General features: G+C 41.4%; 17 protein-coding genes. 10 read left to right on the top strand and 7 right to left on the bottom strand.

Annotated features, from left to right (window positions below):
• Nucleotides 1-528 precede the first annotated feature (528 nt).
• The 5 genes from H4I94_RS14590 to H4I94_RS14570 are packed head-to-tail and all read left to right on the top strand — an operon-like array spanning nucleotide 529 to nucleotide 4,427.
• Nucleotides 529-951: a type IV pilin protein gene (locus H4I94_RS14590; RefSeq protein ID WP_092818407.1), complete on the top strand. Its 423-nt coding sequence runs from the start codon at nucleotides 529-531 to the stop codon at nucleotides 949-951.
• Complete coding sequence (locus H4I94_RS14585; RefSeq protein WP_261183574.1) at nucleotides 948-1,421, top strand: GspH/FimT family pseudopilin; 474 nt, start codon at nucleotides 948-950, stop codon at nucleotides 1,419-1,421. Before H4I94_RS14590 ends, H4I94_RS14585 begins: the two co-directional genes overlap by 4 nt.
• A 3-nt stretch (nucleotides 1,422-1,424) precedes the next feature.
• Nucleotides 1,425-1,925 (top strand): hypothetical protein, encoded by a 501-nt coding sequence (locus H4I94_RS14580; protein ID WP_092818405.1) that lies wholly within the window; start codon nucleotides 1,425-1,427, stop codon nucleotides 1,923-1,925.
• Nucleotides 1,926-1,940: 15 nt separating this feature from the next.
• A complete protein-coding gene (locus tag H4I94_RS14575; protein WP_261183572.1) occupies nucleotides 1,941-3,239 on the top strand; it encodes a PilW family protein in 1,299 nt (432 codons plus the stop codon).
• Between the two features lie 15 nt (nucleotides 3,240-3,254).
• The gene (locus tag H4I94_RS14570; protein WP_092818403.1) at nucleotides 3,255-4,427 is read left to right on the top strand and encodes a hypothetical protein; all 1,173 of its coding nucleotides are present in this window, start codon (nucleotides 3,255-3,257) and stop codon (nucleotides 4,425-4,427) included.
• Between the two features lie 184 nt (nucleotides 4,428-4,611).
• Here H4I94_RS14570 and H4I94_RS14565 read toward each other — a convergent pair whose 3' ends face one another.
• Together H4I94_RS14565 and H4I94_RS14560 are read right to left on the bottom strand one after the other, a co-directional pair.
• Complete coding sequence (locus H4I94_RS14565; protein WP_261183569.1) at nucleotides 4,612-5,259, bottom strand: HAD-IB family hydrolase; 648 nt, start codon at nucleotides 5,257-5,259, stop codon at nucleotides 4,612-4,614.
• Nucleotides 5,226-6,434: a DUF1615 domain-containing protein gene (locus H4I94_RS14560; protein ID WP_261183568.1), complete on the bottom strand. Its 1,209-nt coding sequence runs from the start codon at nucleotides 6,432-6,434 to the stop codon at nucleotides 5,226-5,228. Before H4I94_RS14560 ends, H4I94_RS14565 begins: the two co-directional genes overlap by 34 nt.
• A gap of 82 nt (nucleotides 6,435-6,516) precedes the next feature.
• On the opposite strand from H4I94_RS14560, the gene dusB reads away from it, so the two are divergent.
• Complete coding sequence (dusB, locus tag H4I94_RS14555; protein ID WP_261183567.1) at nucleotides 6,517-7,542, top strand: tRNA dihydrouridine synthase DusB; 1,026 nt, start codon at nucleotides 6,517-6,519, stop codon at nucleotides 7,540-7,542.
• 283 nt (nucleotides 7,543-7,825) lie between these two features.
• A complete protein-coding gene (locus H4I94_RS14550) occupies nucleotides 7,826-8,446 on the top strand; it encodes a hypothetical protein (protein WP_261183566.1) in 621 nt (206 codons plus the stop codon).
• A 63-nt stretch (nucleotides 8,447-8,509) separates the two neighbouring features.
• Here the strand turns inward: H4I94_RS14550 and H4I94_RS14545 are convergent, their stop codons facing one another.
• A complete protein-coding gene (locus H4I94_RS14545; protein WP_261183565.1) occupies nucleotides 8,510-9,553 on the bottom strand; it encodes an NAD(P)H-dependent flavin oxidoreductase in 1,044 nt (347 codons plus the stop codon).
• Between the two features lie 218 nt (nucleotides 9,554-9,771).
• Here H4I94_RS14545 and H4I94_RS14540 point away from each other — a divergent pair, with 218 nt between their 5' ends.
• Genes H4I94_RS14540 through H4I94_RS14530 form a run of 3 tightly spaced genes read left to right on the top strand, consistent with a single transcriptional unit; the run spans nucleotide 9,772 to nucleotide 12,381 of the window.
• Nucleotides 9,772-11,031 (top strand): putative DNA modification/repair radical SAM protein, encoded by a 1,260-nt coding sequence (locus H4I94_RS14540; protein ID WP_261183564.1) that lies wholly within the window; start codon nucleotides 9,772-9,774, stop codon nucleotides 11,029-11,031.
• Complete coding sequence (locus H4I94_RS14535) at nucleotides 11,031-11,810, top strand: TIGR03915 family putative DNA repair protein (RefSeq protein WP_261183563.1); 780 nt, start codon at nucleotides 11,031-11,033, stop codon at nucleotides 11,808-11,810. The genes H4I94_RS14540 and H4I94_RS14535 overlap by 1 nt, the downstream gene beginning before the upstream one ends.
• A 52-nt stretch (nucleotides 11,811-11,862) precedes the next feature.
• Nucleotides 11,863-12,381, top strand: coding sequence for a hypothetical protein (locus H4I94_RS14530; protein WP_261183562.1), 519 nt, complete (start codon nucleotides 11,863-11,865; stop codon nucleotides 12,379-12,381).
• Nucleotides 12,382-12,448: 67 nt separating this feature from the next.
• Here H4I94_RS14530 and H4I94_RS14525 read toward each other — a convergent pair whose 3' ends face one another.
• From H4I94_RS14525 to H4I94_RS14515, 4 genes are all read right to left on the bottom strand, one after another.
• Nucleotides 12,449-13,660 carry a YeeE/YedE family protein gene (locus tag H4I94_RS14525; RefSeq protein ID WP_261183561.1) on the bottom strand — a complete coding sequence of 404 codons (1,212 nt, stop codon included), beginning with the start codon at nucleotides 13,658-13,660 and terminating at the stop codon, nucleotides 12,449-12,451.
• Between the two features lie 271 nt (nucleotides 13,661-13,931).
• Nucleotides 13,932-14,105 carry a hypothetical protein gene (locus tag H4I94_RS16335; protein ID WP_409976768.1) on the bottom strand — a complete coding sequence of 58 codons (174 nt, stop codon included), beginning with the start codon at nucleotides 14,103-14,105 and terminating at the stop codon, nucleotides 13,932-13,934.
• Between the two features lie 178 nt (nucleotides 14,106-14,283).
• On the bottom strand, nucleotides 14,284-14,628 hold the full coding sequence (locus tag H4I94_RS14520) for a hypothetical protein (protein WP_092818392.1): 345 nt from the start codon (nucleotides 14,626-14,628) through the stop codon (nucleotides 14,284-14,286).
• A 191-nt stretch (nucleotides 14,629-14,819) separates the two neighbouring features.
• Nucleotides 14,820-15,440, bottom strand: a 621-nt coding sequence (locus H4I94_RS14515; protein ID WP_261183559.1) for an FAD-dependent oxidoreductase, incomplete at its 5' end; no start/stop codon positions are given.

The raw sequence follows: 15,440 nt of genomic DNA, 5'->3' as shown, positions 1-15,440 counted from the left end.
GACATGATTTTTTCATCTAGGCAAATTTTTAACTAAAAGTGAATTTGAAAGAGTCACTTTTTATATTTGAGGAATAGATTAAACATTTAATTCATACAGTAGACTGTTTCAAACAATACTTTTTATAATTTATTGGTGAATTTTTTTCAAAAAAACATGAAATTTATTATTTTGAGCATTTTTGCTATTGTTTATTTTTGAAAATAAAAGTTCGTAAAAATTAATCTGTTATACATATCTTGTTATAAAAACACTTTCAAACTATTTTGCTGAAAAATTCATATATTTTTTATTTAATTTTTACATCCTATTGAAAAATAGAATTAAATTATTAATTTAACATATTTTATGAGAGCTAAATGTAAGGATTATTTTAATTTTAAATACAAGGTAAAATAATAATAATTATCATTTATATTTATGATGGGGTGTTTGTAAAGTAAAAAATGAGCATTTATACAAATTAAACCTTAATTACTTTATGGTATTTTACTTACAGATAGTTACAGACTGTAAGAGATTAATAAAATGTATACTAATAGACAGATCATTCATCATTCTAAGCAGTCAGGTTTCACACTTATCGAATTAATGGTCACTGTTGCAATTATTGCAATTTTAGCAGCGATAGCACTCCCAAGTTATACGAAATATATTGTGGCAAGTCATCGTACAGAAGCACAGTCCGCAATGTTAAGTTTAGCCCAGTATTTAGAAAGTAAATATAACGCGAGTTTTAGTTATCCAGCGGAAGCAAGTATTCCTGCCAGTTTAAAGAATCCTAGCAATGTGTCTGCCTATTATACGATTTCAGTCAGTATCGCGAATGCCTCGCAGACTTACACCATTACAGCAACACCAACCAGTGCTCAAAATGATTCCATGTGTGGCACGCTCACACTGAAGGAAGATGGTACAAAAACTCCAACAACATCAGGGTGTTGGAAATGAAAAAACAAAGCGCATTCACCCTGATTGAATTGATGGTTACCATAGCAATTTTGGCAATCATTGCCACTTTGGCAGCACCAAATCTAAGTCAGATGCTTCACAATACTAAAGTGAATACGAGTAGTGGAGATATTTTGAGTTTTCTACAACAATCGCGAACAGAAGCGATTCGACTCGGTAAAACAGTGATTGTATGTGGGAGTTCTGATGGTTCAAGTTGTCTATCAGCAAACAAAACAAATTGGTCAACTGGTCTGATTGCTACGCATTCTGGTTCAACTACTCCTATTCAGAAATTGACTTTTGACAGTTCTCAACTTTCTATTACTGGTCCTGAAACAATAACCTTTAACACCTTCGGATCAACAACTGCTGAACATGAAATAACAGTTACTATTCCAGATGCAAATACCTATTCTGTGTGTGTAGAAGTCATTGGTAGAGCGTTTAAAAGTAAATCGGGGTGCTAACTTATGCAAAAAATGAACTTACAACAAGGTTTTGCACTTTTGGAAGCATTAATTGCGATGTTTATCACCGCTGGTGTGCTATTGGGGCTGGGGGTGTTACACATAAAATCTGTGCAGCAGAGCGCGCTTACAACACAGCGCACGATTGCAAGCATTCAAGCCAATGATTTAATTGATAGAATGTGGGCCAGTGTCTGTTCTTTGGATAACAGTACAGGTCAACCTGATACGACAAAAGTTAATGCAATTAAAACACAATGGGAAAATCGTTGGAAAGTGACGGGGAATACAAGTAGCTTTGTTAATGGGCTGACTACCGAGCAGATTGCTTTACATAACCGTATGAATGGCTGGTTGGGAAATCTTGAAATAGTTGATTCAACCAAACGACGTTATAAAATAACGATTGAATGGGAAAATAAAAAAGCGAAATGGTATGAAGCTAATCCAGCAGATAAAGAAAGCTTTATCTATTATTTTTCAGTACCAAAATGTGAAGTTTAATTGGGGGAACATCGTATGAAAAGAAAAATAGCAAGTCAGCGATACTCTCAAGCGGGAGTTTCTCTGATTGAACTTATGGTGGGGTTAACGGTAGGTTTGATTATTACCGCAGGTGCATTCACAGTCTTGTTTTCCAATCAGAAACTCATTCTTGAAAAAGATGTGATGGACCGTTCACAAGAGAATTTTCGCTTTGCTTCGACAACGATTACACGCTTAGTAAGACAAGCCACTTCCTTTGGATTCCCTGCAAATAATAATGAGTTAATTGTATATTTTGATAGTTCACAAAGAGATTGTTTAGGTGAGACAAATCATTCCTCTGTAAATACATTTAAGCTAAATACAGACAATGAACTTATTTGTGAACTTGTTTTGAATGATGGAACCACACAAACCGTTACCTTAGCAAAAAATGTTTCGGGATTAAAATTTGCTTATGGGATTCAAAATGGAACTGGTACTACCCCTTTAGCGTATCAACCGTATTTAGATTCTAGTGATGCAATCAATTCTACTGTTGATGGCGTGTGGGGAACAATAACCAGTGTATTAACCCAAATGAGTATAAACGATGGCGGCGCTCAGCAGCCCACTATTGACTTTGTTGCGACCTCTCACCTTCGGGCAATGACTCAATTGGCTTCAACAGGAGGAACGAGCCTTGTAAATCCGTCAACAGGAACAGGTGGTACAACAGGTGGTACAACAGGTGGTACAACAGGTGGTACAGCACAATGTGTAGACACAATGCTGGCGAACCTTAATGTTTCTGGGACTGGATTTAGCACGGCTAAATGGAATGCTATTTCAAGAACAATTACTGCTGATAAAGGTGAAAATGTGGTTGTAGCTAGTGATGTTACTACTACAGGTTGGCAAATACAAAAAGATAGCTTGGATTTTAATGCTCTACAGCTCACGAATACTTTTACGCTTCCTAGCGGAAATAAACAGCCGATGAGCCTTACAGTGAGATGTGGTGAGAATCTTTCAAGTACAATTAATTTTGTCACATTTGATTGTCCTGATGTGTTGACAAAAATAACGCTTTCTTCGAATAAAGTTACGACTACCTCTTCGTGGAATAATTATATAGCGGGTAAGGGGGCTGAAGTAACAGTGACTGTCCAGCCGAATACTAACCTTGGGGATTGGAAAATTAAAGCGGCAGGCGATACGAATAGCTCAACTGAGAACTTGGCTTCGATACAGAAGTATGCCTTTTCAAGTAGTGGTAATAAGAAACAGATGAATTTGACACTAACATGTGGTACATCAATATCTCATCCTATCGCCATCGACAGTAATTAATGGAAGTTGAGAAAAATGAAAAAACAACAAGGTTCTGTCCTCATAATTACCGTGGTGGTGTTATTTGCAGCGACCATGATCAGTCTTTATGCTATGCGTGGTACGATCTTCCAAGATAAAATGACCGCCAATATAAATAATAAAGTCATTACGACTAATGCTGCCGAAGATGGTGCTACACAATTTTTAACTTGGTTAAACGGTCAGTTTAAAGCGTCCGGTGGTGGGTGGCCGACGGGAACAACGCAACAAAACTGGAATACCTCTGCCGGTATTCCAAAGACCAACTCAGGGACATTGACGGTTAATTCGGGTAATAATGGATATTACTGGATTGATCCTTCTAAACATCCTGTGGGTTGTGCAAGCAATCCATGTTGGGATAACACCAATAAAATTGTCACCGTAAAAGTCACGGGCAATTTAATCAAAACCAGTGGAAGTACGACTAAAATTTTGGGCGAAAGCGTTTATCAGATCAAGATTAAGGGGCAGTTTCCTGGTGCTGTAAAATTACCTGACCTTCCAGCTGCTTTGACTTTGGGCGGAACAGTTGGCTCTTTTACCGGTAAAAATAGTAATAATTTTAAAATTGATGGTCAAAATAAACTTGCTATTGCGACTATGAATTCGAGTGCCAGTACTGTGCTAACTGGTATACCTAGCAATAGACGTGATTCAGACCATTATAGTGGGGGTGCTGATTGCCCTACTGGAAGTGGGGCATGTGTGAAAAATACCGACTTGGGTATTTGGGGTGATGCAAATAACGTAATGGCATTGGTTGAATCAATTAAGAATGCGTCAGGTGTAACTTATATTAACGGAAGTGTATCCGGTAAGTTAGCTGACTCTGTTCCATCATGTGCAGGCATTGTCATTATTCGTGGTGATTATTCCCCAAATGGTAACCAGTGTGATTTCAAGGGTGTTCTAATCATTTTAGGGTCATTTAATGGCAATGGTGGTGGTAACACGTCAATTCGTGGTGGAGTCTATGTAGCGAATATTCAGGGAAGTAGTCCAGGTACATATACTTTTGGCAATGCTTCTATGAATCTTAATGGTGGTGGTAACATGTCTATTACTTATGATGCGAGTTTCCTTGGAGGTGACCCTAATAATCCGTTTGCGGGTGGTGGATCAATCAAAACTACAGTATTGGCTTGGAATGAAGTTGAGCTGTAAAAGCTTCTATTTGCACATACTTGCATATAAGCTATCAACTGTTTTTGAAACGAGATGTTGAAATGAATTGCAGCGGCTTTCCGGTTTTTGCCTTGTTAAACGCTACATGTAATTTTTCAAAAGCTAAAAACCCACAATCCATTGTGGGTTTTTTTATTGCATTTGATGTTTAATATTAAAACAATTAAGCCAATTTTTTATGATCTAAAATGTTTGGCAAATGATCAGACCCACCCACCATATAGCCATGATCAGCAAGCGCGAGCATCTCTTGATCTTCATGACTATTACCATAAGCATAAATCACAGCATAATCAGCTAAATGATATCTTTCTAAAATTCGTTGTCTTTTCTGTTCCGAACTACAATCGGGTGTGGTGTATTGTCCCGTATAGATATTATTGATTTGTTCAGTATGGGTACAAATTAAATCAATATTAAGTAGCTCACAGACATGCTTGAGATAGACATCGACGGATGCCGAAACCAAAACCACATCATCGCCTAAAGCTTGATGCTGCTTAAGCTGCTTAAGCAAAGGCCGATTTAATTGAGACATTAAACTTGTTGCGTATTCTCGTGCCATTTGTTGCAGTTCTAAGGCATTGGCATTGCTAAACATCGCACGAAACAATCTGGAACGCATGGCAGGTGCAGAATAGACATTCAAATAATAAGCTTGAATCCAGGGCAAAATTTTAATGCCTTGTTTGACAATATGGCGTTTAGATAAGGCGTAAAAGATAAACCCTGTAAAACTGTCCTTTTTACATAGGGTTCCATCAAAATCAAAGAGCGCTAAATTTTTATTCTTTTTGCCCGTTGCATACATGATTGATATCTTCCGTTTACGCGTGTTGCAAACCAGTTGGTATTATAATCACGACTCAGTTTAGGACCAGAAATGACCACTTCAGGCATGATAGCATAAATTGGATCTTTGCCTGTTTTCTCTTGATATAACTTGGTTACAGCACGATAAGTTGCCGTATCTTCGAAACTTTTCTCTTTTTCTTTTTTCAGGTCAGAACGAATTTGCCGTGGTGTCACCAGAATATTGTTGGCTGCAAATACACTGATCAGTTCGCGTTCGGACTGACTGGCTGCAGAACGGATTGAACCATCTTTGGTGTAAAGCAACAAATCGCCATCAAGATCAAGTTCGGTTGCCGTCAAGTCATTGAGCATGCTTTGAAAAGCTGCGTTGCGGCTTGAATACATGCCAGAGTTGTAATCTGCAAAACGATAAATCGCTTTATCATAATCGGCAGGGTACATCATCAAACGGTGGATGCCATAATACAAACCGCCATATTGACTATATAAGTCGGTACGTAATTCGGCCATATTGCCGCCTTGGCGTTTATGTTCCTTGGCATAGCCAATATGAACCTGCATGGAACCTAAAGTGGTAATCGGATTTAATTTTTCGCCCATGTCTTGACCAACCAGTTTGGCTGCACCGGTTAAGGCACTGACATGATAATGTTTTGACATATAGTCAAAAATTTCACGATAGAGTTCATCTAATTCACGTTCGGTTTTCACACGACGCATTTGGCTTAAATAATTATTTTCAGGACTCGGCTGATTTTTTAAAACTTGCTGGAAATATCCTGCAACTGTTCCACCAAGAGTATCACCCAATTTATCTTTAAATTTTTCATCCAGACGATCTTGAACTTCCTTCACCGCTTTTTCGCCTAAACCCGGAACTTGCGGGTCAGCAACGAAGTTGGATTCCTGATCCACCACAGCCACAATACTGCAAATATTTTCTTTGGTTTGGGGAATACCGAGCTGATCGGTAATGTCGTAAATATCATTGGCCCAAGAACTACGATCGTTGACGCGGGGTGGAATAAGACGTTTAACCTGATCTTCTTCTAGTGTGGGTTCATTGTTTTTTGACCACCAAGAACCATCGCCGCATGCCACCAGGCTCAAAGACAAAGCCAGAATACTCAAAGATTTAAACCGGGACGAAGTAAAAAGAGTTTTTTTCATAATGATGAAAACATGTTCCAAAAGGATGAGCCTATACAGCAGATGCAGTATACTATGTCAGTCGAAAAAGTGATGAATTTATATGTATATCGGTCCATATCAACTGTCAAATAATTTAATTGTTGCTCCCATGGCAGGTGTTACGGATCGTCCTTTCCGGACTTTGTGTAAATATTTTGGTGCAGGTCATGCGGTCAGTGAAATGATGACTTCAGACCAGACCTTACGCATGAGCAAGAAAAGTCTGTACCGGGCCAATTTTGACGGCGAACTGGCGCCTATTTCTGCGCAGATTGCGGGTTCTGAACCCAATGAGTTGGCGGAAGCGGCTCGTTATCAGGTGGCGAATGGTGCACAAATTGTTGATATCAATATGGGATGCCCGGCCAAAAAAGTCTGTAATAAATTAGCAGGTTCTGCATTATTAAAAGATGAAGATCTGGTGGCACGAATTTTAGATACGGTGGTTGCTGCTGTAGATGTTCCTGTGACTTTAAAAACCCGTTTAGGATATTTAAATGGGCATGAAAATATCCTGCGGGTTGCCAAGCGTGCCGAAGAAGCGGGGATTGCCGCATTGGCACTGCATGGTCGTACCCGTGAAGATATGTACTTGAATACGGCACGTTATTCTTTAATTAAAGAAGTCAAAGAAATGTTGAATATTCCAGTTATTGCCAATGGTGATATCGACAGCCCTGAAAAAGCCAAATATGTGCTCGATTATACGGGTGCCGATGCAGTCATGATTGGACGTGCCGCACAAGGCCGCCCCTGGATTTTTCGTGAAATTGCGCATTATTTAAAAACAGGCGAACAGCTTGCAGCACCCAGTATTGCTGAAGTCAAAGATGTGTTATTGGGACATTTATCTGAACTGTATGACTTCTATGGTGAATACTCAGGTTGCCGTATTTCGCGTAAACATATTGCCTGGTACACCAAAGGTTTACGTTCAAGCAATGAATTCCGCCAAAATATGTATAAGGTGGAAAGCACGACTGAACAGTTTAATGTCGTAGAGGACTATTTTAACCAGCTTCTTGCTCAAGGTGAAATCATGAGTGATGTACAGGTGGAGCCGGTGAACTTGCTTGAAACCAAATAGTTTTTATTTGTTTTTCATTTCTTCATTTTAAATAGCTTCACTGCTCTTTATTTCAAAGGATTTTATGAAAAAAGAGTAGTGGTTTTTTCTATATCGAAACTTTTTTGCGTAATTTGTATAACAATATTCAAAGAATTACATGCGACAACATCTCATCACCCAATCAGGACACTTATAAGACAGAGCTGGTCAAAAATTACCTTATGCTAAATTCTTCTGAAGCTCATTAAAGCTGCTTATCTAAAAAATTTGATGATATGGATCTGACAGAAGGAGAAAGAAAATGGTGAATCACAATAGACCAGTTTCACAGGTTAATCCTGCTTCAACAGAAATGTCTCCAGAACAGGGTGATGCATTCAATCAGGATTCATTGAAATCTAGTCCACCCACACTTGATAGTGCACGTCCTGACCTGAATTCGCCAGCCACTGAAAGTCATCGTGTACCCGATATGAATGAAGCGGGCGATCATCTGGCTGCGACTGGTGCCGGAACTTTGGGAGGCGCAGCTGTAGGGGCTACACTAGGAATGGTAGGTGGTCCTCCAGGTGCAGTGGTTGGGGGCATTGTCGGGGGGATTGTTGGGGGCATCGCGGGTAACGACATTGCGCAAACAGCAAATCCGGAAGAGGAAGATGCCTATTGGCGCGAGCAGCACCGTGAACGGCCTTATTTCCATGAAACCCACAATACCTATGCCGATTTAGATTATGATCGTGATTACCGCAGTGCTTATCAGGTCGGATATGGCAGTCGCTCCCAATACGACCCTAATGTCGAATTTGAGCATGTGGAACCGGAATTGAGAAGCAAATGGGAAAATACCAAGGATCAGTCCCGTCTCAGTTGGGAAGAAGCCAAATATGCGGCCAAAGATGCCTGGCACCGGGCTACCCGTTAAGTGAATGATTATAAAAAAACCTCTCAGATGAGAGGTTTTTTATAATCTGTCTATGCCCTAAGCTTAGGCCTGACTGATTTCCAGAACCAGTTGATTAATTAAATCTGCAGCTTCGATCTCCCGAATCTGGGCAACATTGGTTCCCGCCCAAAATGCTCCAAAACCATGGTCACCTTGTGCAGATGCTGCTGCATGCAACTGTTTCCCCAAGTCATAGCAATAGGGGTAGGTGGCGACTGGAGGACGTTCAGGCTGATCGATTTGGGTATGCCAATGGTTAATTAAACCTCGAGCAGGCCGCCCCGAAATGCTGGCCGTAATTTGGGTAATCGGTTTGCTAAACAGGGCTTGCCGATAGGCTGTATTGGCATTGGAGCTTTTGCACTGTACGAAAGCAGTGCCCAATTGAACAGCTTCAGCGCCTAACTGCATTAACAGTTGGGCCTGCGTGCCATTCATAATCCCGCCAGCAGCCACAACAGGCTTGCTACAGTACTGTTTTAACAATTGCACCAGATCGGAAGTTTTGACGGCACTGTCAAATGTTTCATTAAAAATGCCACGGTGTCCGCCCGCTTCAATGCCTTGTGCAATAATGACATCAATGCCGGCAGCTTCAATCTGCAGCGCTTCAGCCAGATTGGTTGCTGAAACCATCGTCATGATACCTGCCTGTTTTAAGGCCTGAATCTGGTGTGCATGCGGAATGCCGAAATGAAAACTCACTGCCTGAGGTCGAGTTTCTAAAACCAGGTCTAAATAGTCATCGTTATCAAGAAAACTTGGATAAATACATTTTAATTCTGTCGGCGGAGTTGCATGATACTTCTCGAATTGAGGTCTTAAGTATTCAATCCATTGTTTGGCAATAGTGGGGTCAAGTACTGAACTTTGATGACAGAAGAAATTGACCTGAAAAGGTTTATGAGTAAGGGCTTGAGTTTCTAAAATTTGTTGACGCGCTGCCTCAACGGTACTGGCACCCAAACCTAATGAACCCAAACCACCTTGATTGGAAACCTCCGCAGCCAATTGAGGAGTAGAAACACCCGCCATCGGTGCGAGGAAAATAGGATGTTTAATCTCAAGTTGTTCTAATAAAGTCATATTTGGCTCCTATGCATATCATCACTTTGCCCAAGCCCTATAAATTAAGCAAATAATATTCGTTATTTTTTATGAAATAAAAAGTTTTTTACAACTAAAAATAAATGAAAATGAAATGATAAATAAAGCGTCAAACTATGTCGCATAAAAGATCAGTGTCCATGCTGCTTGAGTTGAAAATTTTATAATAGCTATTCATTTTTTAGCGCTGATTACACATGTCTGATCGTATCCGTGAAAAACTGCAAATTTTAGCCGATGCTGCCAAATATGATGTCTCCTGTTCCTCAAGTGGCAGTAACCGAAAAAATAAGGACAAAGGCCTAGGGAATACCGGTTCGGGTATCTGTCATAGCTATACCGAAGATGGACGCTGTGTATCTTTGCTTAAAATTCTGTTTTCCAATGTCTGTATTTATGATTGTGCTTACTGTGTGTCACGTCGTTCCAATGATGTAAAACGGGCGGCTTTTACCGTACAGGAAGTGGTGGATTTGACCATGAACTTCTATCGCCGCAATTATATTGAAGGCTTGTTTTTAAGTTCGGGAATATTCAGGTCGGCTGATTACACTATGGAGCGCATGCTGCAAGTGGTGAAAAAATTACGTCTGGAAGAAAATTTTAACGGTTATATTCATTTAAAGGCCATTCCTGGAGCATCACCGGAAATCATTACTGAAGCGGGGCTATATGTCGACCGGATGAGCATTAATTTAGAAATGCCGACTGAAGCAGGCTTGCAAAAATTCGCTCCTGAGAAAACACATACCGAAGTACAGAAAGACTTGGGTATTGTTCGTGACCGTTTAATCCAGTTTAAAGATGAACGCAAGATGATTCGCTCAGTTCCTGCATTTGTTCCTGCAGGGCAAACCACGCAAATGGTGGTGGGAGCACATAGCGAAAGCGATCAAGACATTATTTTAATGGCAGACCGGCATTACAAGGAATTTAAACTGAAACGGGTGTATTACTCGGGTTATATTCCAATTAATGAACAGGAAAAAGCCTTGCCGGCAATTGGTTCAGCACCGCCCTTATTAAGAGAAAATCGGCTCTATCAAAGCGACTGGCTGATGCGTTTTTATGGTTTTGAGGCGACAGAACTGGTCGATGAAAAACACCCAAATCTGGACCTGGATGTTGATCCCAAGTTGGGATGGGCATTAAGGCATCCTGAACAGTTTCCTGTCGATCTGAACCGGGCAGATTACCGCATGATTTTACGTGTTCCGGGTATTGGCGTGCGTTCAGCGAAAAAAATTGTCCAGGCACGGCGCTTTGGCAAAATCCACATCGATCAACTGAAGCGTATGGGTGTAGCATATAACCGTGCGCAGCATTTTATCCGCTGTGCCGATACGCCAAAATTTATTAAGGAGCAGTTACCCGGCCAGATTCGGAGCCAGATTTTGCAGTCGGGACAGTCCAAATATGTGCAGCAGTTATCGCCACAATTGGGTTTTGCTTTTTAATGGCAATTTACTGCTTTGATGGCAGCATGACCGGTCTGTTGAGCTGCGTGTTTCGTGCCTTTCAATTTAAAGAATTTCAGGTGCAGGTGACGAGTAATCCGCATGCACAAAAGGGTCTGTTTGATGATTTGATACAGGTCGCATCCAATGAAGAACATGCCCAGCGGGTCTGGCAAGGATTGAAGCAAAAAACAACGGGTCAGAGTCAGCGTAATTTTTACTATACTTTTCTCTCTGAAAACCCAATCGCTCATCAGCACCTGTTTAACTATTGCCTGTATGTTTTTCAAAGTCGCTACAAGGTCGATGAAAATTATGGGCATGCTGATGTGCTGGCTTTAGCGCAATGGGCAAAGCAGGTAGGTCGTGAAAAGCATCGTATGGAAGCCTTTGTGCGCTTCAAGAAATGCCAGGATGGTCTGTTTTTAAGTCTGGTTCGGCCTGATTTTAATGTGTTGCCGCTGATTGAACGGCATTTTAAGGCACGTTATCAGGATCAACGCTGGCTGATTTATGACGAAAAGCGTAAATACGGCATTTATTATGATTTGCAAAATGTGCATCAAATCGAAATGAATGCTCATCAGGTTGATGCCACACTGGCGAGTGGCTATAGTCAGGCATTTACTGTAGAACTGGACGAACAGGAATTGCTGTATGACCAGCTGTGGAAAGATTATTTCCGCAGTGTCAATATTCAGGTTCGGCAAAATATGAAACTGCATATTCAGTATGTGCCGAAGCGTTACTGGCGTTATATGAATGAAAAGTCAATTTAGCTGAAGATTTCAGGCATACTAGTGCAAGATTTAGTGATGAGGACAATTTATAATGAAGCCGTTCATTTTGGCGACTTTAATTTCAAGCGTAATAGTTTCAGCATGTTCATCTTCCGAGCAGCAAAAAATCCAGATTGATCCTCAAAAATATAAGGTGCAGGATGCGGCAAGCTTGCAGCAGCGCTTTGAAAGCTTAAATCAGCAGTTATCTAAAGATTATCAGGCTTTTAAAAAAAGCAACAATATTGCCTTTTCAGACCAGTCGCTGCTTGATGTAAATCAGTTGCAGACTTTGAACCTGCATGCGGTGAGCAGTACCTCTTTAAAACCGGTCAAACAGGCGTATTGTCAAATGATGAATGGCTATTTTGCCGAGATGTACCAGTTGGGCCATCAAAACCTGAATATTATCGGACAGGTGAAATTACCCCACGCGCAGGGTGAAAACTTAAGCAAAAATTTTGCAGATGCAGACCAGTTTTATGACTTTATTTTAAACCGTTATACCTCATACCGTCAGGCTCAGGAAATTATGGGCTTTGGCTGTAATTTAAAAGCGGCGCTGCATTAATTAAAAATAGCATAAATCAAAAAAAGCCCATCCTTGGATGGGCTTTTTTATAGGCGGAAATCTGGATTTAACAACCGGTTAATTTTTCGGGTTGTGGTCGTTCACCAGGGAAGAAAATGGGACGAAGTTTCACGCCAAGAGCATTACCTATAAAAGCAAAGATCAGCCATAACCAGCCATGCAAGCTGCCTGAAGCAATGCCGCTAAAGTAAGCACCGATATTACAGCCATAGGCAAGGCGTGCGCCGTAGCCTAATAATAAACCACCCACAACAGCAGCAATTAGGGAGCGTTTTGGAATGTTGAGATTTGGCGCAAATTTACCGGCAAGGCTTGCTGCCAATAATGCACCAAGCATAATGCCGAAGTTCATCATTGAGGTAATATCGAACCACAATGAATTGGCCAAGGCTTTGGCATTGGCAGGTTGTTGCCAATAGGCCCAGGAGGCGACGTCTACACCGGCAAAGCTGGCTGTTTTTGCCGCCCAGACTGCAAGTGCAGAAGTCACACCCCAAGGACGACCGGCTAAAGCTAAGGTGGCAAAGTTAAGCAGGGTCAGAATGATACCGCCCCAAATAAGCGGCCATGGACCAGCCAAGAAGCGTTTAAGACCTTGAGTTTGAGCTTGGGGTTCTACTTCAAGTGAACCATGACGTTTCTTCTCAAAAAAGACGGTTGCAAGAGCAATTGCAGCGAACAGCACAAAGCTGACGATAAGTGCAGGAATTACGCCTAAACTCGATACAATCGAAATGGGTTCAAGATGCGGCAGGTTAAACCACCAGTCTAAATGCGCAGTGGCAATTAAAGAGCCTAAGCAGAAGAAAATCAGGGTCACAATCATGCGCGCACTACCGCCACCCACGGTATAAAGCGTACCTGAAGCACAGCCGCCTCCCAGTTGCATGCCTATACCAAAGATAAAAGCGCCAATCATTACAGACATGGAAACAGGATTGACATTGCCTTTGACGGGATTGCCAAACAGTTCGCCTGCACCTAAGGCTGGAAAGAACAGCAATACGGCAAGCGCCAGCATGATCATTTGGGCACGTAAGCCACGACCACGACGTTCCAGAATAAAAACACGCCAGCTTGAGGTAAAACCAAAGGATGCATGATACAAGGTCATGCCCAGGGCACCGCCAACCAGAAATAATAAGGCTTGATTAAGACCAACAACTTGATAGGCACCTAGTGTGCCAACGAGCAAAAGAAAAAGAGCAACCCAAACCGATGGATTAGACCGATTGGATTTTGTAGCAATAATAGACATGGGGGAATAAAAACAACTAAATTAGTCGGGATATTTTAATGTATTATTCATGCATAATATAATTTAAAACAATAGATTATTTGATTTATAATTTTAAATATCTTATTAGGTATATCTATAAAAATAATAAGTGGCATGGGGCTGACGTCAAATAATGAGCCTGTTCTGGTTGCAAAGCTCAGGGCAATCATTTCCCAAATGGCAACCTACAAACTTTCCTTAATTCCAGCGCTATCCGTAAAATAAAAGGACAAAGCGTTTATATAGCCCACTAGCAGTGTTCATCAACCCCAATTGAGCGGTATTGTTCGGAAATTACTAAAATAGAAATTATGGAAAATAATGCCCAGGCAGAAAATGCAAGCGCAGAAGAACCCGCTATCTGTAAGGGATTCGCTCTGGTATTTTCGTGAATGCAGATTTCATTCTGGGCATGCGTTTCCAGAATATCATTGGTAGTAAGCTGTACTGCGACCTGATCCGCCAGCTCAGGTTTTAAAGTACGTTAAATATAAATGTGCATTATTTGTTGCAACTACCATCGAAGAAATGTGATAAAAAAGGATGATTAATCAATAAAAAAGCTCCCTTTAAAAGGAGCCTTTTTATTTCAACGATTCACATTATTGTTGAGCTCTTTCTTTCACATTGGCAGCTCCATCTTCTACAGCACTGGCAGTCGCTACAGTGGCATCTTTAGCGGCTTCTTTAGCATTTTGGGCAGCGGCCTCAGTTTTTGCAGCGGCTTCTTCACCGGCAGCATCAATTTTAGCAGTAGCTTCTTCAGTCGCAGCCTCGGTTTTTGCGGCAGCCTCATCAGCAGCTTTTGAAATGTCATGACCTGCCTGATCTGCTGCATTTTCAAGGTGTTCACCAGTGGTTGCACCTGTTTCTGGTGCTTCTTGTTTGTTACAGCCCACCAGGGCAACGCTAGCAGCAAGACCTAAAGCAATAAGCAATTTATTCATTTTCATTTCCTTCTAATTGTGGCACCCACCTGAATAGGGGTATTCTGAATATAGCTAAAAAAATGCATAAATAATGAGCTAAAATTGTTAATTAAATGTAATTATTTTTTATAAAAAAATGAGTGAAAAAAAAGGCTTATACCACCTTGTGATATAAGCCTGATCAAGAGACGTATTATACTGAATACAGATTACTGCCCCGAACGGATAATGTAATCGAAAGCAGACAGTGATGCCTTGGCACCTTCACCGGTGGCAATAATAATCTGCTTGTATGGCACCGTGGTACAGTCACCGGCAGCAAATACACCTTTCACACTGGTTTCGTTGCGCTCGTTAATCACGATCTCGCCACGGTTGCTGAGTTCAACTTTTGATGCCTTCAGGAAATCCGTGTTTGGCAACAGCCCGATCTGTACAAAGATTCCCGCCAGTTCAAGCGTATGTTCCTCATTGCTAGCACGGTCCTTATATTTCAGTGCAGTGACCTGTGAACCGTCACCGACCACTTCAGTCGACAGCGCATTCATGATCACGGTGGTGTTTGGCAGGCTGTTCAGTTTGTCCTGCAAGACCTGATCGGCACGCAGTTTGGTGTCAAATTCCACCAAAGTTACATGCTCGACAATCCCGGCCAGGTCAATCGCGGCTTCAACACCCGAGTTGCCGCCACCAATCACCGCCACACGCTTGCCCTTGAACAGTGGACCGTCACAGTGCGGGCAGTAGGCCACACCACGGGTTTTGTATTCCTGCTCACCCGGAACGTTCATCTCTCTCCAGCGTGCACCGGTCGACAGGATGATGGTTTT

The sequence above is a fragment of the Acinetobacter sp. T_3_1 genome (assembly GCF_025377055.1).
GTDB classification, from domain to species: Bacteria; Pseudomonadota; Gammaproteobacteria; order Pseudomonadales; family Moraxellaceae; genus Acinetobacter; species Acinetobacter kookii.
Note: the sequence above shows the minus strand (reverse complement) of the source record. Positions and strands in the feature narration are given on the sequence as shown.

Coding starts and splice junctions, on each gene's coding strand:
- H4I94_RS14590 (WP_092818407.1), top strand. CDS start 529: ATGTATACTAATAGACAGATCATTCATCATTCTAAGCAGTCAGGTTTC.
- H4I94_RS14585 (WP_261183574.1), top strand. CDS start 948: ATGAAAAAACAAAGCGCATTCACCCTGATTGAATTGATGGTTACCATA.
- H4I94_RS14580 (WP_092818405.1), top strand. CDS start 1,425: ATGCAAAAAATGAACTTACAACAAGGTTTTGCACTTTTGGAAGCATTA.
- H4I94_RS14575 (WP_261183572.1), top strand. CDS start 1,941: ATGAAAAGAAAAATAGCAAGTCAGCGATACTCTCAAGCGGGAGTTTCT.
- H4I94_RS14570 (WP_092818403.1), top strand. CDS start 3,255: ATGAAAAAACAACAAGGTTCTGTCCTCATAATTACCGTGGTGGTGTTA.
- H4I94_RS14565 (WP_261183569.1), bottom strand. CDS start 5,259: ATGTATGCAACGGGCAAAAAGAATAAAAATTTAGCGCTCTTTGATTTT.
- H4I94_RS14560 (WP_261183568.1), bottom strand. CDS start 6,434: ATGAAAAAAACTCTTTTTACTTCGTCCCGGTTTAAATCTTTGAGTATT.
- dusB (WP_261183567.1), top strand. CDS start 6,517: ATGTATATCGGTCCATATCAACTGTCAAATAATTTAATTGTTGCTCCC.
- H4I94_RS14550 (WP_261183566.1), top strand. CDS start 7,826: ATGGTGAATCACAATAGACCAGTTTCACAGGTTAATCCTGCTTCAACA.
- H4I94_RS14545 (WP_261183565.1), bottom strand. CDS start 9,553: ATGACTTTATTAGAACAACTTGAGATTAAACATCCTATTTTCCTCGCA.
- H4I94_RS14540 (WP_261183564.1), top strand. CDS start 9,772: ATGTCTGATCGTATCCGTGAAAAACTGCAAATTTTAGCCGATGCTGCC.
- H4I94_RS14535 (WP_261183563.1), top strand. CDS start 11,031: ATGGCAATTTACTGCTTTGATGGCAGCATGACCGGTCTGTTGAGCTGC.
- H4I94_RS14530 (WP_261183562.1), top strand. CDS start 11,863: ATGAAGCCGTTCATTTTGGCGACTTTAATTTCAAGCGTAATAGTTTCA.
- H4I94_RS14525 (WP_261183561.1), bottom strand. CDS start 13,660: ATGTCTATTATTGCTACAAAATCCAATCGGTCTAATCCATCGGTTTGG.
- H4I94_RS14520 (WP_092818392.1), bottom strand. CDS start 14,628: ATGAATAAATTGCTTATTGCTTTAGGTCTTGCTGCTAGCGTTGCCCTG.